The organism is Vibrio sp. 2132-1 (assembly GCF_033344315.1).
Genome location: NZ_JAWPON010000004.1, coordinates 188,599 through 209,777 on the forward strand (window position 1 = coordinate 188,599; position 21,179 = coordinate 209,777).

17 protein-coding genes are annotated in these 21,179 nt (G+C 44.1%); 11 read left to right on the forward strand and 6 right to left on the reverse strand.

Features of this window, described 5'->3' with window-relative positions; genetic code table 11:
* Positions 1–20: 20 nt before the first annotated feature.
* A complete protein-coding gene (locus tag R8N47_RS05860; protein WP_064353827.1) occupies positions 21–1,256 on the reverse strand; it encodes a cysteine desulfurase-like protein in 1,236 nt (411 codons plus the stop codon).
* Entirely contained in the window at positions 1,240–1,896 is a 657-nt protein-coding gene (locus tag R8N47_RS05865) for a 2OG-Fe dioxygenase family protein (protein ID WP_005377989.1), read from the reverse strand. The genes R8N47_RS05860 and R8N47_RS05865 overlap by 17 nt, the downstream gene beginning before the upstream one ends.
* Before the next feature lie 359 nt (positions 1,897–2,255).
* On the opposite strand from R8N47_RS05865, the gene trxB reads away from it, so the two are divergent.
* The 3 genes from trxB (at position 2,256) to cydC (ending at position 6,820) form a co-directional block, all read left to right on the forward strand.
* Positions 2,256–3,215 carry a thioredoxin-disulfide reductase gene (gene trxB, locus R8N47_RS05870; protein WP_054577922.1) on the forward strand — a complete coding sequence of 320 codons (960 nt, stop codon included), beginning with the start codon at positions 2,256–2,258 and terminating at the stop codon, positions 3,213–3,215.
* 103 nt (positions 3,216–3,318) lie between these two features.
* Entirely contained in the window at positions 3,319–5,106 is a 1,788-nt protein-coding gene (gene cydD, locus R8N47_RS05875) for a heme ABC transporter permease/ATP-binding protein CydD (RefSeq protein ID WP_064353826.1), read from the forward strand.
* Positions 5,099–6,820: a heme ABC transporter ATP-binding protein/permease CydC gene (gene cydC, locus R8N47_RS05880; RefSeq protein ID WP_005388879.1), complete on the forward strand. Its 1,722-nt coding sequence runs from the start codon at positions 5,099–5,101 to the stop codon at positions 6,818–6,820. Before cydD ends, cydC begins: the two co-directional genes overlap by 8 nt.
* Positions 6,821–6,917: 97 nt before the next feature.
* Here cydC and R8N47_RS05885 read toward each other — a convergent pair whose 3' ends face one another.
* From R8N47_RS05885 to R8N47_RS05895, 3 genes are all read right to left on the reverse strand, one after another.
* Complete coding sequence (locus R8N47_RS05885) at positions 6,918–8,249, reverse strand: D-serine ammonia-lyase (RefSeq protein ID WP_064353825.1); 1,332 nt, start codon at positions 8,247–8,249, stop codon at positions 6,918–6,920.
* Positions 8,250–8,332: 83 nt separating this feature from the next.
* A complete protein-coding gene (gene serC, locus R8N47_RS05890) occupies positions 8,333–9,427 on the reverse strand; it encodes a 3-phosphoserine/phosphohydroxythreonine transaminase (RefSeq protein ID WP_064353824.1) in 1,095 nt (364 codons plus the stop codon).
* A 137-nt stretch (positions 9,428–9,564) separates the two neighbouring features.
* Positions 9,565–10,833, reverse strand: a complete 1,269-nt coding sequence (locus tag R8N47_RS05895) for a DUF945 family protein (RefSeq protein WP_005389614.1) — start codon at positions 10,831–10,833, stop codon at positions 9,565–9,567.
* Positions 10,834–11,019: 186 nt separating this feature from the next.
* Between R8N47_RS05895 and R8N47_RS05900 the strand changes: the two genes are divergently transcribed.
* The 3 genes from R8N47_RS05900 (at position 11,020) to R8N47_RS05910 (ending at position 14,294) form a co-directional block, all read left to right on the forward strand.
* Positions 11,020–12,960 carry an ATP-binding protein gene (locus R8N47_RS05900; RefSeq protein ID WP_064353841.1) on the forward strand — a complete coding sequence of 647 codons (1,941 nt, stop codon included), beginning with the start codon at positions 11,020–11,022 and terminating at the stop codon, positions 12,958–12,960.
* Positions 12,957–13,454: a response regulator gene (locus R8N47_RS05905; RefSeq protein ID WP_017820839.1), complete on the forward strand. Its 498-nt coding sequence runs from the start codon at positions 12,957–12,959 to the stop codon at positions 13,452–13,454. The genes R8N47_RS05900 and R8N47_RS05905 overlap by 4 nt, the downstream gene beginning before the upstream one ends.
* A gap of 291 nt (positions 13,455–13,745) precedes the next feature.
* Positions 13,746–14,294 carry a hypothetical protein gene (locus R8N47_RS05910; RefSeq protein ID WP_005378006.1) on the forward strand — a complete coding sequence of 183 codons (549 nt, stop codon included), beginning with the start codon at positions 13,746–13,748 and terminating at the stop codon, positions 14,292–14,294.
* A 192-nt stretch (positions 14,295–14,486) separates the two neighbouring features.
* On the opposite strand, the gene R8N47_RS05915 is transcribed toward R8N47_RS05910, so the two are convergent.
* Positions 14,487–15,074 (reverse strand): TfoX/Sxy family DNA transformation protein, encoded by a 588-nt coding sequence (locus R8N47_RS05915; protein ID WP_005378007.1) that lies wholly within the window; start codon positions 15,072–15,074, stop codon positions 14,487–14,489.
* Positions 15,075–15,443: 369 nt separating this feature from the next.
* On the opposite strand from R8N47_RS05915, the gene R8N47_RS05920 reads away from it, so the two are divergent.
* The 5 genes from R8N47_RS05920 (at position 15,444) to R8N47_RS05940 (ending at position 21,161) form a co-directional block, all read left to right on the forward strand.
* Positions 15,444–16,364, forward strand: coding sequence for an HDOD domain-containing protein (locus R8N47_RS05920; RefSeq protein ID WP_005378009.1), 921 nt, complete (start codon positions 15,444–15,446; stop codon positions 16,362–16,364).
* 146 nt (positions 16,365–16,510) lie between these two features.
* Positions 16,511–17,416 (forward strand): lysine exporter LysO family protein, encoded by a 906-nt coding sequence (locus tag R8N47_RS05925; protein ID WP_005378011.1) that lies wholly within the window; start codon positions 16,511–16,513, stop codon positions 17,414–17,416.
* A 208-nt stretch (positions 17,417–17,624) separates the two neighbouring features.
* Positions 17,625–18,137, forward strand: coding sequence for a hypothetical protein (locus tag R8N47_RS05930; protein WP_017634875.1), 513 nt, complete (start codon positions 17,625–17,627; stop codon positions 18,135–18,137).
* 211 nt (positions 18,138–18,348) lie between these two features.
* Positions 18,349–19,995: a pyridoxal-dependent aspartate 1-decarboxylase PanP gene (gene panP, locus R8N47_RS05935; protein ID WP_005378019.1), complete on the forward strand. Its 1,647-nt coding sequence runs from the start codon at positions 18,349–18,351 to the stop codon at positions 19,993–19,995.
* Between the two features lie 311 nt (positions 19,996–20,306).
* The gene (locus tag R8N47_RS05940; RefSeq protein ID WP_005378021.1) at positions 20,307–21,161 is read left to right on the forward strand and encodes a MurR/RpiR family transcriptional regulator; all 855 of its coding nucleotides are present in this window, start codon (positions 20,307–20,309) and stop codon (positions 21,159–21,161) included.
* Positions 21,162–21,179: the final 18 nt, after the last annotated feature.

A 21,179-nucleotide genomic window follows, 5' to 3' on the forward strand; every position in this document is an offset into this window, starting at 1 on the left:
TATTAGGAAGAAATCGTTAGTTATGCGTCAAGGATGCTTTCTAGCACATCGAATAACATATCGACTTCTTCTATTGTGTTGTAATGCATACAACCAATTCGCACTACACCACCCGATTCTTCTAAACCAAGTTGACGAACTAAGCCCAACGCATAAAAGTGACCATTCCATACACAAATGTTATGTTCACCCAGTGTTTTCGCGATGAACTCTGGAGAATATCGGCCAAACGTTAGCGCAAAAGTTGGCGTGCGGAGTTGGCTATCTTCCTTTGCGATACCGAATAGATTGACACCATCTAATGCATTCAAACGCTGTAAGAAACGCTCACTCAAGCGCTGCTCATGTTGTTCATACAGTTGGTAACTTTGCTCCAACCGTTGGCGAAGAGGTAAACCGACTTCACCAAATTGAGCCAGATACTCAACCGCAGAAACGACACCAGCAAGACCTTCAAAACTTTGCGTTCCTGTTTCAAATCGACCTGGACCTATATTAGTGGCAGGCTCGACTTTGTAAGGGCGAATACTGTGGAGCCACTGATCGGCTATGTAAGCAATACCAACGTGCGGTCCGAAAAACTTGTAAGCTGAGCAAGCTAAAAAGTCACAACCTAACGCTTGAACATCAACCAAATGATGAGGCGCATAATGGACGGCATCCACATAAACTTGTGCCCCGACATTGTGCGCCATGCTGACTACTTGCTGTACATCCACAATAGAGCCCGTCGTGTTCGATGCATGAGTCACAGCGACAAGGCGCGTTTTATCAGAAAGAAGGCGGCTTAAATGCTCCATATCCAGCGTACAATCTTCTTCGTTGATACGAACTTGATGAACCGTAACGCCTTTATCTTCTGCCGCTTGCTGCCAGCTGGATACATTTGAATAGTGATCCAAAGCGGAAACAATGATCTCATCTCCTGCTTGCCAATCTCGACTAATCGCGCGACTAAGCTGAAAGGTTAGTGAGGTCATATTGGCACCGAAGACAATATTGCCAGATGAAGGGGCATTAAGTAGCGCCTGAGCCGACTCACGCGCATTTTGCATTACGTCAACGGTCACTTGGCTAGAAAAATAATGCCCGCCTAAGTTAGCGTTGAAACAACCTAAATACCCTACCATGCTGTCTAGTACTGATTGAGGCACTTGTGAGCCACCTGGACCATCAAAAAACGTCACGGGCTTGTCGTTGTGGTATTGAGCCAACGCCGGAAATTGCTCTCTGATCTGATTAAGATTGAAGTTCATTACGCTTATCCGTAGCCGTGAGTACAAATACATCCATATGGCCCGCTTCGTCATCAATAACAGAGCGGATTGGGCACGCGTTATGCCACAGCTTGCTATCAGCCAAGATTGCGACCTCTCCGGTTTCTAGCACTTTACGGAAAAATGGGGCTTGGTTATGGCTGCTGTACAGCATGATGTCGCCACCGATGATGTTATGGCGTCCCACACCAACCATTGCAATGTGATCAAAACCGTCTTGGTGCACACCTTCAGGTGCTACTTGGGTTTCTTCTTCCAGTGCCCTGATACGGATTTGGTGAATTTCTATTTCTTGACCGTTTGGCAGATGATTCGCATTGACAAACAATTCACACATTTCTCGAAAGCCATCGCTGGTAAGAATATCCTTCTCAATTGGCTCGAATTGTCTTACAACATCACCTTGAAATCGGTTGATATCAGAGGATTGAACAAAGCTATTTTTATTTAAGTCGATGACTTTGCCGTTATCAAAACCAACCACAGAATAACGTCGTAGTCGATACTGACCATCTGCATGTTCGGTACGAGGCAGTTCTTCAAACGATGGGGAAAGCTGCTCAATTGCTGCCATGCTGAGCTGTGTTAAATGTAGAGTATTCTCACGTGAATGTAACATCATTTGCTCCTTTAATGAGGCACATTAATTAACATTTAATTTACACACTAGGTTACGCAAATATTCTGCAATTACCAGCTTTTAACGTTGATAGCTTCAACAAAACGACGAAAACGACATAACAAACCAAATCAAACCACAAAAACAGAACCATGTTTCAGTTTTACGCTTTGACAATATTTGAAACTAGACTTCTCTACTACGAATAGAATTTTATGCTAGAAGTCAACGTTCTCTATCAATATTTAGTGGGTTCTAATCTATAACCAATTATTCGATCACAATCGTTGTTTATGCTTTTAAAGCACTAAGAATTTCCATACAATCGAGGGAAATGTTACGCCCTTTTTGGAGCCATAATGAGCGACGTAAAACACTGTAAATTATTAATTCTTGGTTCTGGTCCTGCAGGATACACAGCTGCCGTCTACGCAGCGCGTGCAAACTTAAACCCTGTGCTTGTGACGGGAATGCAACAAGGTGGTCAGCTAACCACCACAACTGAAGTTGAAAACTGGCCAGGCGATGCTGAGGGACTGACAGGACCAGCATTGATGGATCGCATGAAAGAACACGCCGAGCGTTTTGAAACTGAAATCGTATTTGATCACATCAATGAAGTAGATCTATCACAACGCCCATTTCGTTTAAAAGGCGACTCAGGTGAGTACACTTGTGATGCCTTAATCATATCTACCGGCGCATCAGCAAAATACCTTGGCCTTGAGTCTGAAGAAGCATTTAAAGGTCGCGGCGTTTCTGCTTGTGCAACCTGTGACGGTTTCTTCTACCGTAATCAGAAAGTTGCAGTTGTGGGCGGTGGTAACACGGCTGTTGAAGAAGCGCTATACCTATCTAACATTGCGTCAGAAGTTCACCTGATCCACCGCCGCGATTCATTCCGCGCAGAGAAGATCCTTGTGAAACGTCTGATGGATAAAGTTGAAAGCGGTAATATCGTTCTTCATACCGATCGCACTCTCGATGAAGTACTGGGTGACGATATGGGCGTAACGGGCGTCCGCATTAAAGACGTGAACAGCGGTGCGACAGAAGATATCGATGTAATGGGTGCATTCATCGCAATTGGCCACCAGCCAAACACACAAATCTTTGAAGGCCAAGTAGACATGAAAGATGGCTACATCATCGTTCAATCAGGTCTTGAAGGCAACGCAACACAAACTAGTATCGAAGGTGTATTTGCAGCTGGCGACGTAATGGACCACAACTACCGTCAAGCGATCACCTCTGCAGGTACAGGTTGTATGGCTGCATTAGATGCTGAACGTTTCTTAGACTCACTTGGTGACAAATAACTTTTCACATTTGTGTCATATCCTTAAAGCCCAGCGGTATTCCCGCTGGGTTTTCTTTTGTATACTACCGCCTCATTAAAACAATTATCATTAAGCCTTCACGATGGATAAGAAAAAGCAAAGCAGCTTGAATAAGTGGCTGAAGCAACAAAGTAAGTTAGCCAAGCGCTGGCTTATGATTGCGATAGGCCTAGGCGTACTTTCAAGCGTGTTTTTATTGGCTCAAGCAGCCCTGCTCGCCTCCATTCTGCACCAGTTAATTATTGACCAAGTCGACAAAGCCGACCTCATTTGGCATTTTGTTGGGCTCGGTGGCACGGTTATCGGTCGAGCTGCTTGTACCTGGGGTCGAGAGCTTGCCGGTTACCGTTGCGGGGAGCAAATTCGAGTTTATATTCGCCAACTCATTTTAGATAAAGTTCATAAACTTGGGCCAGCTTACATCAAAAGCAAACCTGCTGGCAGTTGGGCAACGCTCATCTTAGAGCAGGTAGAAGATATGCAAGATTTCTTCTCACGCTACTTGCCTCAAATGTCATTATCGGTACTAGTGCCTTTCATCATTTTGGTTGTCGTATTCCCAGTAAACTGGGCAGCAGGCTTGATCTTCCTGGTCACTGCACCACTAGTGCCTATTTTCATGGCACTGGTTGGGATGAAAGCCGCAGAAGCAAACCGTAAAAACTTTAAAGCAATGCAGCGTTTGTCGGGTCACTTTTATGACCGCTTGCAAGCAATGACGACTATTCGCTTATTCGATAGAACAAAATCTGAAACTGAAACTCTTAAGGGTGCTTCGGAAGTCTTTCGTACTCGTACCATGGACGTTCTGAAAATCGCGTTTCTGTCTTCTGCGGTGTTAGAGTTTTTCACTTCTATTTCTATCGCAATTACCGCTGTCTACTTTGGCTTTAGTTATATCGGGGAGCTCGATTTCGGCTACTACGGCGCAGGTGTTACGCTCTTTGCTGGTTTGTTCATTCTGATTCTTGCGCCAGAGTTTTATCAGCCATTACGTGATTTGGGCACGTTCTATCATGCGAAACAGCAAGCGGTTGGCGCAGCAGAAAGCATTGTCGAGTTTCTGGATTTGGAAGTCGATCAAATCAAAGATGGTACCCAAGCGTTAGATAAAAACAGCCCTATCCATATTGAAGCGAACCAGTTAACCATTTTTAGTCCGGAAGGTAAGCAGCTCGCAGGTCCCCTATCCTTCTCTCTTGAAGCCAACAAAAGTACGGCTTTAGTTGGACCAAGTGGCGCAGGTAAAACAAGCTTGGTAAACACCATCCTCGGTTTCATGCCTTATCAAGGTAGCTTGAAGATTAATGGTTGTGAATTGTCGCAACTGGATCTAGCCACATGGCGAGAGGCAGTAAGCTGGATTGGTCAAAACCCGATGCTATTACACGGTAGCATTCGAGATAACATCACACTAGGTAAGCACAATATTCAGGATGCAGACGTACATTCTGTGTTGAATGACTCTCACGCTGCTGAATTTGTTGAAATGCATGGGTTGGATTATCCGATATCTGATCGTTCTGGTGGTTTATCTGTCGGCCAAGCGCAGCGTTTAGCACTGGCTCGCGCCATGCTACAAAATGGTCGTTTTTGGTTATTAGATGAACCAACCGCAAGCTTAGATGCTCGCAGTGAAAAACTCGTGATGGAAGGCATTAACAAGTATGCGCATGCCACAACGAATTTGATGATTACTCACCAACTTGCGCCTTTACAAAACGTATCGCAAATTCTTGTTATGCAGGACGGCCAGATTGTTCAACGTGGTGATTACGCCACACTGTCGACAGAAGATGGCTTATTTAAAGACATGTTGGAAGCGAACCTCGCACAACGTGAAACAGACAAGGGGAACTTAGATGCGTGATTTACTCCCTTATCTAAAACTCTATAAGAAACACTGGTTTGGTCTTTCGCTAGGTATGCTACTGGCATTTCTGACCTTAGCGGCGTCTATTGGCTTATTAACGCTATCAGGTTGGTTTATTTCAGCCGCAGCGGTGGCAGGCTTGACGGTTGCTCGTGAGACCTTCAACTACATGTTACCAGGTGCCGGGGTACGCGGCGCTGCAATGGCTCGAACCGCAGGTCGATGGGGAGAACGTGTCGTTAGCCACAATGCAACGTTCAAGCTGCTTACCGATCTACGTATCTTCTTCTTTAAGAAACTTGCACCACTGATTCCGGGTCGTGTTTCTACGATGCGTGATGCCGATCTGCTCAACCGCCTAGTAGCGGACGTAGATGCGATGGATCACGTTTACCTTCGACTTATCAGCCCTGTCGTGATTGGTATTTTTGGCATATTGAGTTTAACGGCTGTCCTGGCGTTCTTTGATTGGCATCTCGCCTTACTGCTTGGTTCGATTCTTACCGTCATGTTGTTTGTATGGCCGGTGCTGTTCTATAAACTGGGTAAAAACAATGGCGAGAATCTCACTCATCATAAAGCGCAATTGCGAGTGGCGACACTGGACTGGCTTCAAGGCTACAGCGAACTGAGTATCTTTGGGGCAGAAGAACGTTATCGTAATCTCATTCTAGAGAAGCAGAAGCAGTTGCTGTCTAACCAGTTTGTGAACGCGAATTTAACGGGCATGGCTTCAGGCCTGCTTATGCTGGTGAACGGCATTACACTGGTTGTGATGCTTTGGTTTGCTGCAGACGGCGTAGGTGGTCGTGCTCCTGATCCTTGGATTGCGCTGTTTGCGTTTGCAACCATGGCGAGCTTTGAGATTCTGATGCCTATCGCGGGCGCATTCCAGTATCTCGGTCAAACGTTGACTTCTGCTCGTCGTTTAAATGAAGTAATTTTAGCTGAACCTGACGTTGTCTTCCCTGAGCAGTCGAAACATAAAGACACAACGTTAGACATTGAATTCGACAGCATTGATTTCACTTACCCTGACGGTCAGCAAAAGGTGCTGAAAGACTTGTCACTCTCACTACCGTTGGGCACTAAAACTGCAATTGTAGGTCAAACAGGTTCAGGTAAATCAACACTGATTCAGCTTCTTTGCCGCTACTGGGATGTTAACCAAGGTGAAGTTCGAATCGGTGGTACAAAACTGCAAGATTGGAGCGAGTCGGACCTGCGAGCAGCAATGACTGTGGTCAGTCAACGCGTAGATGTACTAAACGGGACACTACGTGACAACTTACTCATGGCCGCTCCGGATGCAAGTGATGAGCAACTGTCTACTATTTTACAAAAAGTCGAGCTTGGCGGACTTCTTGAAGAGCCGGGGTTAGACGCTTGGTTAGGCGACGGCGGCCGTCAGTTATCTGGTGGTGAGAAACGTCGAATCGGTATTGCTCGAGCATTGCTACGTGATGCCCCAATCCTACTCTTAGATGAACCGACTGAAGGCCTCGATAAGCGTACGGAACAAAAAGTGATGGCGCTTTTCAATGAACACTTTGCTAATAAGACAGTAGTATTCATTACACACCGACTGATAGAGCTAGAAAGTATGGATAGCATCTGTTTGATGGAACAAGGTGAGATCATCGAACAAGGCGACCATCCAACGCTACTCGCTCAAAAAGGTCGTTACTACCAGCTATTACAATCTCTATAATTCGATTTTCAGTGACGAGAAGGGCTCATCAAACGATGAGCCCTTTTGTTATTCCTGTATTATTAGTTACCTAATTAAGCACGTATACAGTGCTGATTTACCGACCAGATTTTTTGAGATAAGCCGCCATTTCATCTTCCGGAACCATGCCCCCACCAGTTGCCCAAACAAGATGTGTTGCGTTTTTGAGTTTTTCTTCGTCAAATTTCATTTGAGACTGATAAGCATGGTTATTCGAGACGTGCACTGCCCCAATCATACCGGCTAATGCAGAAGGCTCTAGATTAATACCTTCCAGTTCACTTAACTCACCCAAGTGGTGATACATACGAGCGTCATCAATGGTGTAAAAACCATCAAGTAGCCTTTCCATCGCTCTTCCGACAAATCCCGAAGCACGCCCGACTGCCAAGCCATCAGCGGCGGTGATGTTATCGATACCCAAATCTTGTACCGAAATATCGTCATGCAAGCCTGTATGTACGCCCAACAGCATGCACGGGGAGTGCGTTGGCTCCGCGAAAATACAATGGACATGCTCGCCAAACGCTACCTTCAAGCCAAATGCCACGCCACCAGGCCCGCCGCCAACACCACAAGGAAGATAAACAAACAATGGATGATGCTCATCAACCACGATTCCCAAGTCATCAAACTGCTGCTTAAGACGCTCACCCGCAACAGAGTAACCTAGAAACAGCGTCCGTGAGTTTTCATCATCGATAAAGAAACAGTTGGGATCTTTTTCTGCCTCTTTACGACCTTGCGCGACAGCAATACCATAATCTTCTTGGTGCTCTACGACATTAACACCATGTGACCGGAGCTTATTTTTCTTCCATTCCCGCGCATCCGCAGACATGTGGACTGAAACTGAAAAACCCAGCTTCGCACTCATGATACCGATGGACATACCAAGATTGCCGGTTGAGCCAACTGCAATACTGTACTGCTTAAAAAACTGCCGAAACTCATTGCTGAACAATTTGCTGTAATCATCGCTTTCACAGAGCAAGCCGGCTTCAAACGCCAACTTTTCTGCATGAGTGAGCACTTCATAAATACCACCTCTCGCTTTGATCGAACCAGAAATTGGCAAATGACTGTCTTTTTTGAGCATTAAATGGCCCAATATTGGTGTGTCGTATTGCTGCTCCAAACGCACTTTCATATTGGGAATATCCACCACTGCGGACTCAATAACGCCACGCGACGTTTCCGTTTCGGGAAACGCTTTCATCAAATAAGGCGCAAATCGTGCTAGCCGTTCACTCGCCGCTTGAATATCTTTTTCATCTAACCCGACATGAGGTAAGCCTTCCTCCAAGGAAGTGATATGGGGGTTAAACCAACAAACCTCTTCAAGATCAATAAGTGCTGCCAAGAGTGGGAACTGCTTAGTCAGCGCTTCAATATTTGCCTTGGTCATTTTACCTTCCTGGAATGATGTGAGTTGAGATAAACAAAAGCGCCGCAATAGCGACGCTTTGGAGAACAACTATCAGTTTGAGCTTACGCGTAGTTTTTCTCAAACTCTTGCATGAAGTCTACTAACGCTTGAACACCTTCTAGCGGCATGGCGTTATAAATAGATGCTCGCATACCACCAACGGCTCGGTGACCTTTTAGCGCTTTCAACCCTTTAGAGTCTGCTAGCTCAAGGAAGGTTGCATCCAGTTCAGGCTTAGCAAGTTGAAATGGCACGTTCATCAAAGAACGGTTTGCTGAGTGCACGCCATTACGGTAGAAATCAGACTGATCGATGTAATCATACAGTAGCGCGGCTTTAGCGCGGTTCACTTGCTCAATCGCTTTTACTCCACCCTGTGCCTTCAGCCATTTGAAAACAAGACCAGACAGGTACCATGCAAAGGTTGGTGGCGTGTTGAACATTGATTCTTTTTCTGCCAAAACAGTGTAATCCAAGATACTTGGTAGTACCTGCTTCGCCATACCTAATAAATCATCGCGCACGATAGCAATAGCAATGCCGGAAGGACCAATATTTTTCTGAGCGCCCGCGTAAATCACACCGTATTTAGACACATCGATTTCACGAGAAAGAATTGTCGAAGACATGTCAGCAACAATCGGTTTGTCGGTGATAGGAAGATCGTTAATCTCAATACCATCAATGGTCTCATTTGGACAGAAGTGAACGTAAGCCGCTTCTGGAGCAATTTTCCATTCACTTGCAGGTAGAACCGCGACTTTCCCGTTGATTTCTGTTTTTGCATCAAACACGTCTGGTTCGCAGTATTTTTTCGCTTCAGCTACCGCGCTTCCAGCCCAATAACCACCATCGATGTAAGTTGCCGTATCGGCATCACCAAGTAAGTTTAGAGGAACAGCAGCAAACTGAGCACGAGCACCACCTTGGCAGAACAGCACTTTATAGTTGTCCGGAATATTCAGAAGATCACGTAAATCCTGCTCGGCTTCTTCTGCAACTTTGATGAACTCTTTGCTTCGGTGGCTGATTTCCATGACCGAAGTGCCAAGACCTTGCCAATCGATTAGTTCCTTTTGTGCTTGCTGCATAACTGCTTTAGGCAGACCTGCTGGCCCTGCACTGAAGTTAAATACGTTGTCCGTATTTTGTTCCATGATGCTCATTGCTCCTGCTATGTAAATATTAAGAAATTAATATCACGTTTTCGCAGTGATAAAAACAAGAAAAGAGGTCTTACGACCTCTTTTTAAAGACTAAGCGTTGAATTGGAACAAATTCGCAACAACACGAATTACTGTTGTTGCATCAAAGCAGGCATAAGTAGAGCCACCAATGGGAACTCATGCCCATTTTCGAACTTCAATTTGCCTTCACCAATTTCTGCTTTTAATTGATAACCGCCCTCTACTTTTTCGATCAACTCCATAATAAGGAGCTCATCAATCCCTTCTTGAATAAATGGGTAATGCGTTACTAATTCATCAGAGAAGTAAGTGCTAAGTTCACCAGTAGTGGCCGTCACCAACTTCATTGGATCTTGAGTAATATGCTCAGTACCTTCAGGGATGGATAGTTGCCACTCGTTGTGGAACTTGCCGTCACCGAACGCGAGTGAAAGCTCGTTCACGGATAAATCAAAACCTTTGCTAAACAGCGTATCGACATGCGGCAATAAATTCGCAATTTCCTGCTCATCTAGCATAGGAGAGCTTTGATAGATAGACATAATTTGATCAAAAGACTGGCTATCCACATCTGCAATTGAGAAATCCAACTTAAAGTTATCGACATCCGTCCCATCAGTTAAACGTAGTTTCTTAGCATCTAGGTTTAATTGACTGTTCAGCTTATCACCAGACTCACTCATCGTAGTGTTACCACGGTAGCTCGCATTTTCAATCAAAAAGACAGGCGTCAAGTTCGCATCAACCACATCCAGCTTCTCTAGAGAAAAAGATTGCTCACCCAGCCAATAGCCTTTTGCTTGCTTTCCTTTACCTTGCCCTGTCAATGCATTCAGATGAAGCTCTTCACCGTTTTCAAAATCCACTTGAACAGAAGGAACGGAAACTTGGTAATTGAGATCACCCAATACCGTCACATCACCTGTTACTTTTGCAGGGCTTGTAGAAACAGAAACACCTTGCGCTTCGTTACGATAATGCCAACTGTCTAGGTCGAGGATAAATGCTGTATTGCCATTTAGTTGAGTCTGGCTATGCATCGTGAGAGGCAAAAAGTCATTGTCCACCAATTTTGAATCTGCTGTTAGGCTTGTTAGACCGTGGCTAACATCACTGGTTACGTCAAACGTCGTTGGCATACCATCACGCTCTAACTGCGTTTTAAGCTCAGGATCAACAACTGAATAACGAGTCAGCACGACTGAAGACAAATAGCCACGCTGATACTCGACCACTTCGCCTTTAATCATTTCATCATTCATATTGGTAATACCATCTTCAATGATGGACTGACCAATTTGTCCGACAGCCAATGGCCAACACAGTGCTAATGAGATAGCACCACCAATGGCGCCGATTTTTTTAAGATTTTGCATAACGTCACTTATTAGATATTTTCGGTCAGTCTACCCCAAACCACCTGCGGAGAAAACATTGAGACAAATCAGACTATTGATGCTTATTCTAGTCCATTAATCAGGAATCATACTTGGCTCCCACTCATCATGTCCTTTTATTGTTAAAGTTTGCGTGGCGAAGTTTTAACCGGAGCTAAAACATCTGTGAATCGTTATGCTGTGTTGTGTCTCGACAACAACCCAATCAGTGCTGAACAGTTTCGATTGGAGCTGTCTGCCTTCTCAAGTAAGTTTGATATTTTTTCTGTCGAATCGATAGAAGAGGCTCAAAGCGCTTTAGAGTATCTAGAAGAAAGAGAACAGACTGTTGCTTTAGTTATAGCGAGCCATCACGCTCATTTTAACGGCGTGGATTTTCTTATTGGTTTAGACCGGATGCCACATACCGAGCAAGCAAGAAAAATTCTTATTAGCTGCTCGTCTGATATAGAGGCAATTCTCACTGCCGTTAATGAGGGCAGGCTCGACCACTGCCTCACTAAACCTTTGCCAGATCACGTCTTATTTAACACAGTGCAAAAAGAGCTGACCCAATTTATCTTGCGAAATGGCAAAGAAGACCTGCTAAGTTACAGTCAGATATTGGATCATCACAGCTTGTTGCGAGCGCACATCAATAACCAGATGAGCCATTATCAAGCCGGATTCTTACACGACTACCACTCGATGTCTGATACCGAGTTAGCCGAGCAAGTGATCTCCGCTCTCCAGCAATTTTTCAAAGATAATGACGAAACAAGAGCGTGCCGTACATACTCACCTGAACACTTATTAACCGTGGAAGGCGAGCCAAATAGCTTTTTGTGGTTTATCACCGAAGGTGAAGTGGCTCTGTACAAGCGCGATGAACAAGGCATGCAGCGAGAGGTTGTACGCCATAACAAAGGGAATATTGTCGGAGGCATGTCGTTTGTTACTGGGGAATGTTCTTTCTCGACAGCTCTAACACTAACCAAAACAGAAGTTATCAAACTCGATCGCAACGTATTCAATAAAGTGATGCAAAGCGACTCAAACTTACTGCCTCTTTTTACAAACTTGCTTTTACGCCACTTCAACCGCCGATTGCAAAGAAGCATCAACACCAAACTGCAACTTCAAAAAACGCTCGAATCTTTAGAATCAGCCCACCAGCAGCTCATTGAAAGAGAAAAAATGGCGATGCTTGGTCAATTGGTTGCAGGAGTGGCCCACGAACTAAACAATCCAGTAGCCGCGATATTGAGGGGCGTAGAGAATTTAACGCATACGCTAGAACGATTACTTAACGATGCGCCAAGTTCCGATATACAAACCAAAGGCATTGAATTACTGAGCAAAGCGCAAACCTCAAAACCCGCTTCAACCGCCGAGCTCAGATCACGCGTAAAAGCGCTTAGCCATACTTTTCCAGACCGAGCATTGGCAAAAAAAGTGGTGAGCCTTGGATTAGAGTCCGATCAAGAGCTACTTACCCAACTAATGAGAAAGCAGCAAGCGTCTTATCATGCTCTCAATACACTAGAGCAATACCACAAAGCAGGTTCTACACTTCGCTCAATTAATGTCTGTGCAGCACGAATTGCTGATATGGTAAAAAGCCTGAAAGGATATGCTCGGTCAGATGATGAAACCCTGCACTATGCCGATATTCATGAGGGTATTGAAGACACCTTGGTGATTTTCGAGAACAAATTAAAAATGCACCAAGTTTCAACCGACTATGCAAACTTGCCTTCCATCCTTTGTCAACCGATCGCACTCCAACAGGTGTGGACGAACTTGGTCTCTAACGCCATTGACGCATTTCCAGAGAAAGGTGTGTTAAACATACAAACACGCCTTGTAGAAAAAGAGCACACACATTATGCCGTTATCTCATTTGAAGATAATGGATGTGGCATTCCTGAATCGCAAAGAGACGCCATTTTCGAGCTGAACTTCACCACAAAAAAAGAAGGTAACTTTGGCTTAGGCATCGGGCTGTCCATCTGCCAGCAAATCGTAACAGCACACAGAGGGTGGATTGACGTCGAATCAGAGATCGGCCAGTTCACAAGAATGACCGTCTGGTTACCAGTCATCGAAGAAGGAGATGAAACATGACCAAGTATCTAATTTTATGTGTCGATGACGAACGAGAAGTCTTGGATAGCGTGCTCCAAGATCTTGCTCCCTTCGAGGAGAACTTTGTTGTCGAAGGAGCGGAATCAGTGACTGAAGCTCGGCAAGTGATTGAGGAGATGGCGGAAGAAGAAGTTCAGCTTGCTCTCATTTTATGTGACCACATTATGCCGGAACAAACTGGGATCAGCTTCTTAATCGAACTCAGTCAAAATGGTGACACAAAAGCAGCGCGCAAAGTTTTACTCACAGGACAAGCCGGTTTGGAAGACACCGTAGAAGCCGTAAATAACGCGAGTCTCGATTATTACATTGCCAAACCTTGGAAAGGCGAAGCGTTGAGAAAGGCAATCGTGTCTCAGCTTACCGCGTTTGTGATTGAGAATGATGATAACCTGCTATCCTGGACTCAAATCCTTGATTCTGAGGCAATCCTCAACGCCATGGCAGATAGAAGAGCAAGCTTTGGCGAGTAATAAAGTGTTTAGTTCTAACTTGAACTCAACGATGGTCATTGAACCACCTTACCTCGCATAGTAGAACGAGGTTAGAAAAACATCGTTACTTGTCCGAGTGAAATCCTCGGACACTACGTATATGGCGTAGTTTTTGCTTAAACCAAGGAACTATTAAGTTAATTGACAAAACATCGACACATTTTTGTTGGTCGTGGACCTTCCTTTTTATTATGATGTCGGACAAATCAGATTACGGTTCAAGTGGTTGCTTGAATCCATGGAAATAATGAACAAGGTTTATCGTTAGTTATGCGTAAAACACTATTAGCCGCTGCCTTACTAGTGGCATCAAGCCATGCCCTAGCTGCAAACGATCGCAATGCGCCAGCAACTATGAGCAACTTTAGCTACGACTATTTCGAAGCACGTATTGGCGCAAGTCCTGTGACATTTGGTGCTGGATTCAGCAAATCAATTCACCCGAACGCGCATGTTATTGCTCGTATTGACTCTGAGTTTGAAAGTGATTTTGACTCAGCTGCAGGCTTTGGCTTCCATTCTCCGCTAAACAACTGGGCAGATCTTACTGGTGAAATGCTAATGCGCGTTGTGCAACCTTCGAACGAGAGCAGCACAGATGTTGGTATGGAGCTGAACTTAGGTGTTCGCCAATGGTTGGGCCCTCAATTAGAAGTAGGCGGCAAAGTCGGCTACGTTTCTATCGATAACGATGACGATTGGACTGGCTCTGCCTACGCTCGATTCCACTCAACAGAGCTTTTCTCTTTGGGTGCTGAAGCACGTATCAACGATTTTTACGGTGATCAGGTAATGTTTACTACGCGTTTTAAGTTTTAAGATTTGTGCTGTAAGAAAAGAGCAAATTAAAAAAACAAAAACCGAGGTCTCTGCCTCGGTTTTTTGTCTAATTTAATGACTAACTCAATGAAGTGGTAAAAAACTTCAACGTCCTTTTTCCGCTTTTCACACTTGCCTTTACGACCCGCTAACTCCATCGAAACGAGTCAATCATTGTGCGATCAGCTTCGCTTAGTCACACAGTGCCAATAACTGTTTTTTACGCGGCTCTTGGATCAGTTTCCAATGTACGCCATCAGTTGCACCAGCAAATTTCCACAGTAGCTTTACATCAACATCATTACCGTAAGCCGTTTTAACTTTGTTGAAGACTTTTACAGGTCCAAGTTCTAAAAAGGTTTCTACGTCATCAACACCGGCTTTCTTGACCATACGTTCAAGGGTTAGTTGCATGTTGGGTAAGTCTCTTAAGCGTCTACTGGCAGAGGACTTTTGATATTTCCGTTCCTTAATTGAGTATTCAATTGATTTCTGTACCAGTTCATCAAGCCCTACATATCCGGATTCGAATAAATCGGTTACATCATAATAATTTACGGTTGCCGTCGTCTGTTTTTTGACGTGCTTATACTTCTCACAGCTCAGTTGAGTAAACACTTCATCTAGCCCATTACCACCACGTAAGTAGCAGCAATCATTGCTGACAAGCGCAAACATAGCATCATCGGTGAATAAACCAATACCACCGAACATAGAACGTTTTTGGTACTCACTGAAGGTGCGTACATATTTAAAAAAAGCTTGGTCTGTCATGTCCATTGACCTCTTTAATCTGAATAAATTACCCCGATTAGCGATGTCACCAGATAAACAGCAGCTTATAGCGAATTATAAATGTCGATTTGTTGGCGATATTTTTGTGAGTTGTGCTCACCAACTTGCTTAATCATACTTAACGTTGAAAAATAAGTTAGGACATAGGTCACATATAAAAAAGTATAAATTCTGCATACGTGATTAGTTTCACATTTATTGTTCGTGTGGTGATATTTTTTTGACGCATAGCATGCCTAAAACGCGCCATCATTATGATCTCGCTGGCAATTACGGGCACATAATACGCATTTAATTGATAAAGAATACGCTGTAAGGGTACACTGTACGAAAGATCTCAAGTACAGCGTCACAATGGAACATTTATCATTTTTTTGGCTGCCAAATAATAAAGATAAGCTTATAAACGCACTGGAATCCGAGTTTGCTCAGCTGGTAGAACAGTCCATCGCCACGGGTAAGATTTCGTTACCTCCTATTCCTGATGTCGTGCTTAAAATTCAGCAGTTATGTGTCGAAGAACACACCACGATTGCCGATGTTGCGAACTGTTTATTGGAAGATCCCGGATTAGCAGCGGTCGTTTTACGAGTCGCTAACTCTGTGATTTTCAATCGCAGAAATATCACCTGCAACGACTTAACTACAGCGGTATCTCGTCTCGGAATACTTCGTGTACGTGATATTGTTACCGCACAAGCGATCGAGCAACTTAAACACTCAGTTAATCTCACTAAAGAATGCAATGCCATCTTGGTGAAGAGTGCAGCGATATCGCGTGAGCTCGGTGCCGTCATGGTGATGTTGGTTCAATCGTTTCGTAGCCACGAGCCAGGCACTTATGGTCATCTAGAGCAAGAAAAGGCGTTATTGGTCGGTCTATTAGCCGATATTGGGTTATTTTGCCTAATTAATGAGTACCACTTGTACTTAGATAGGGGCAATTACTTAGACCCAGATATTGCATTGCAGATCTTCCAAACACGTTGTTCTGCCACAAGTAAACTGGTACTTGAGCGTTGGGGGTTTGACAACGACTTCAGAGAAGTATCCTCAAACGAAAAATACGAGTTAACGCGACCAGAAGTGAGTTATCTCGACATCGCTAGAATTGCGCATCATTTATTGATGTTCCGCAATCACGATGAACGCATTGACGAACATGAAGTTGAATTCAACTTAACTGGTGCAGAAGTCTTGTATGAACTTAGTAACATGAGTGATACTGACTTCAATGATCAAATCCGTGCTGTACTCAATGCTAGCGGTTTGTAATTTATCGCTTTCTGATAATACCTTATCCGCGATAAAACGATTCGCTCAAGGCTGAGCTGTGTGTGGTGAAATGTCTCTAATTTCAACCGATAGATAATTTGATTTATGCGTGTTGATGTTATCTCAAAAAGGAATCATTGAGCTTTATGTTCTCAGGGATGCTATTTATTTTCGCTCCGCTTGTGGTGGGGTATCTAATTCCTATATCTCGATCTTCGTTATTGGAGAAGATCAATCAGTCAACGTCCTACCTTATTTACGTCATTTTGTCGTTGATGGGTCTTAGTTTGGCGGCGCTCGATAATTTAAGCAGCAACTTACAAAGTATTCTCCTCTATGCGAGTACGTTTTTTTTGTGTCTAAGTGCCTGCAACCTGTTGGCTCTGCCTATTATTGATAAAATTATTCCACTCCAGACCAATCAGAATCAAAAGAAGCTACCGTTATCTTCGATGGCTTTAGAGTCAGTTAAGCTTATCGTGGTCGTTGGCGGAGGGTTAGTGGTTGGCCTGCTGTTACCCATTGATTTGAGTTGGGTAGATACAGCAAGCGAATGGATACTCTTTCTACTTCTATTTTTTATTGGTATTCAGCTGCGCAATAGTGGACTTACTCTGCGTCAAATCCTATTAAATAAACAAGGAATGGCCATTGCGGCTGTTGTCATCGCAACATGTATGCTTGGTGGCGTTCTTGCAGCGGTGCTTTTGGATCTTCCTCTTTATCAAGCACTCGCAATGGCTTCAGGTTTTGGCTGGTATTCACTCGCAGGTATTTTAATGGGTGACGCTTTTGGTCCGGTATTTGGTGGCGCGTCGTTCTTGATTGAATTGATGAGAGAGTTAGTCGCACTGGTTGCCATTCCTCTCTTTATTCGTAGCTATCCGTGCACCGCAATTGGTTATGCCGGTGCAACAGCAATGGACTTCACCCTACCCGTTATTCAAACTACCGGTGGTGTGCGTTGTGTTCCTGTTGCTATCGTTAGCGGCTTTATTTTGAGTTTATTGGTACCAGTTATGATGCTTTTCTTTGTATCACTTGCTAGCTAGATCTCAGGTTTTCGCTTTAACATCCATTACAATACGGCAAAAATTTAAATACCCAGTTAACGTCAAAGTGGTCAATGTTTTTTGGCAAGACCCCTCTTTCTTTTCGTCATTCAGCCCAACGATTTGTCACGACCAAATAGAAAGAAGGGAGAAACATCAACTGATGTGCATTGCGTTAATAAAGGGATAACAACCAGAAGGAAGAAGAATGAAACGCTTTGTCGTTGCAGCGCTCCTCGCTACAAGCTCAACTTTTACGCTTGCCGCAGATCAACAATGTCTTGCTAGCAAATACGATGGCTACGTCGATGCCTCACTACAGTGGTATCAAGATCTTGTTGATTTGACGGTTACCCAATATCCAGATCTGAAAGAAGTTAGTCAATGGTTCTTGGATGGACGTAAACATCACTTTGAATTAAACCGCGAAGCGGTTCACTACTTTCTAGAGAACGACCCTAGCCGCGTTGCGACGGAACAGCCAATCGAAGCATGGTTAAAACTAGAGCAACATGACGTTAAGCAGTTAGCGACCCGAAGCGATAAGTTAGGTGAAGTTGCAAAACAGACATTTAGCGACCGTCAATCAACTAACCACCCAAAAAACTACGAGCTTCGTTCAGCATTCGCTGATCTGCTTAGTCATCCCCAACAAATTGATACCGCACTTAATAAGTACAATCAGTCAATAGAAAAGATTGAAAAGCAGAAATGTGACTAAGATTGCTCGCATTAGTCGTTGATTAGCATTCGAAAACACTAGAATGTTTTAACGTACTCAATCTAGAATTTTTTAATGTGAATATCGTAACCTTCACCTAAAATTTTCATTTCTACAACTTGGGTTTCAACAATTAAAACGGGACTTTGCGCCCGTTTTAGTTTAGATTGTGCCGCTCGCATTACCAAAATAACTACAAAGATTCTTTGCTATGGTTAAGGAACAAAAAACCGCTGATGTTAGCTTTGAGAGCTTGCTAAAGATCTTCACTGTCCCAGAAGGTCCGGACTCAACGTTAACTAAAATTGACGAGAGCCTCTCGCGAAATCTAAATCAATTTCTTCGTGAACACATCGTGGCAGAAGAAAAGCCTTTACGCGAAATCGAAAAAGACTTTTCTTCTGCTCAGATTCCTGAGCAGCCAGAGTTCGTGTCAGATCATACAGAGCACTTACTCGACACTTTGGTGTCGCACTCAGTTCACACATCTTCACCAAGCTTCATTGGTCATATGACATCGGCACTGCCTTATTTCTTGATGCCACTGTCAAAGATCATGATCGCCTTAAACCAAAACCTGGTAAAAATAGAGACTTCCAAAGCCTTTACACCACTTGAGCGTCAAGTTTTGGGTATGCTGCATCGCTTGATATATGGTCAGAATGATACGTTTTACAATCAGTGGATGCACAGTGCAAACCACTCATTAGGCGCATTTTGTTCCGGCGGCACCATTGCCAATATCACTGCGCTTTGGGTAGCACGTAACAAAGCGTTAAGAGCCAATGGCTCATTTAAAGGCGTGGAAAAGGAAGGCCTTTTTAAAGCCATGAAGCACTATGGCTATGATGGCTTAGCGGTGCTAGTGTCTGAGCGTGGTCACTACTCCCTTAAGAAAGCAGCCGATGTATTAGGGCTAGGCCAAGAGGGCTTGGTTGCGGTTAAAACCGATGCCAACAACCGTATTATTGTCAACGACCTGAAAGCGAAAATTGTTGAGCTCGAAAAACAAAACATCAAGCCTATTGCTGTTATTGGTGTGGCTGGCACAACAGAGACAGGTAATGTTGATCCATTGCCTGAAATCGCTGAAGTCTGCCAAGCTCACGGCTGTCACTTCCATGTGGATGCCGCATGGGGTGGCGCAACACTTATGTCTAACCATCACCGTCACCTTCTTAAGGGTGTGGAAATGGCAGACTCAGTAACTATTGATGCGCACAAGCAGCTCTACATCCCGATGGGCGCTGGTATGGTTCTGTTCAAAGACCCTGACGCAATGAAATCCATAGAGCATCACGCTCAATATATATTGCGAAAAGGTTCAAAAGACCTAGGCAGCCATACATTAGAAGGTTCACGTTCGGGTATGGCGATGTTAGTCTACGCCGCAATGCACATCATAAGTCGCCCAGGTTATGAGCTTCTTATTGACCAAAGCATTGAAAAAGCTCGCTACTTTGCGGATTTAATCAAACAGCAAGATGATTTCGAATTGGTTTCTGAACCAGAGCTTTGTCTGCTCACATACCGTTATTTGCCGCCATTCATCCGTGAAGCATTAGCACAAGCAGAAGGCTCACAAAAAGAACAACTGAATGAGCTGATCAATGAGTTAACACAGTTTATTCAAAAGCGTCAGCGCGAAACGGGCAAATCGTTCGTTTCACGTACAAGACTGAACCCAGACCAATGGCAACGCATGAATACGATAGTGTTTAGAGTGGTTTTGGCAAATCCACTGACCACAAAAGAAATTTTGAGCTCAGTGCTTGATGAACAACGCGAAATCGCCAAGCAAGCACCAAATTTGATGAAAAGGATTCAACAGCTGGTTGTTGATATTCAATCGTCTTAACAGCCAGATCGAGTTACATCAATTTGAAATTTTTTTTCGTTTTGATGTAACTCAAACATCATTATCGTGCGACTAGCGCAACAAAACTTCGTTTACACATCCAATTCTGTAGTTTTTACAACATTTTGTTTGAGGCCTGTCAAATTCTCACTAAATAGTACCCGTTATTGGTTTAGACTGATTGAAGATCAGGTTTATACTGATTCTATGGCGCTGGTTGTTTTCGTTAACGCCCCACTCTACTCCGGAATCTTCGTGTTTCCTTTCGTTAGCAGAGCCAGCGAGTTGTTCTCTATACCCTCGTGAACACTATGAATACATTAGAAAAAATTCAAAAAAACCTGGAGAATTTCAGTAAGTCAGAGCGCAAAGTTGCGGAAGTAATTATGGCGTCTCCACAAACTGCAATTCATTCAAGCATTGCAACGCTGGCTAAAATGGCCGACGTTAGTGAGCCCACTGTAAACCGCTTCTGTCGTCGTCTGGACACCAAGGGCTTTCCAGATTTTAAGCTTCACTTGGCACAGAGCCTAGCCAACGGCACCCCTTACGTTAACCGTAATGTGGAAGAAGACGATGGCCCAGACGCGTACACCCATAAGATTTTCGAATCGACGATGGCGTGTTTAGATGTCGCGAAAAATAGCCTAGATCCAATGCAAGTGAACCGTGCGGTCGATTTGCTAACGCAAGCGAAGCGCATTTCATTCTTTGGCCTTGGTGCATCATCTTCTGTCGCCCGAGATGCACAAAACAAGTTTATTCGCTTTAATATTCCAATTACTTGTTTTGAAGATATTGTTATGCAGCGCATGAGTTGTATCAACTGCAGTGATAATGATGTTGTGGTTCTTATTTCTCATACCGGTCGAACAAAGAGTCAGGTAGAAATAGCGAACCTTGCTCGTGAAAATGGCGCAACGGTTATTGCTATTACAGCGAAGGATTCTCCTCTAGAAAAGGCAAGCTCGCTGGCCATCACGCTCGATATTCCAGAAGATACCGACGTTTACATGCCAATGGCAAGCCGAGTTGTACAAATGACAGTGATTGATGTGCTAGCAACTGGCTTCACTCTTCGCCGTGGTACAGGTTTCCGTGAGAACCTAAAACGCGTAAAAGATGCGTTGAAAGACAGTCGCTATGACAAACTAAGCCAGTACTAAGCACTAAAGCTTAGTCAA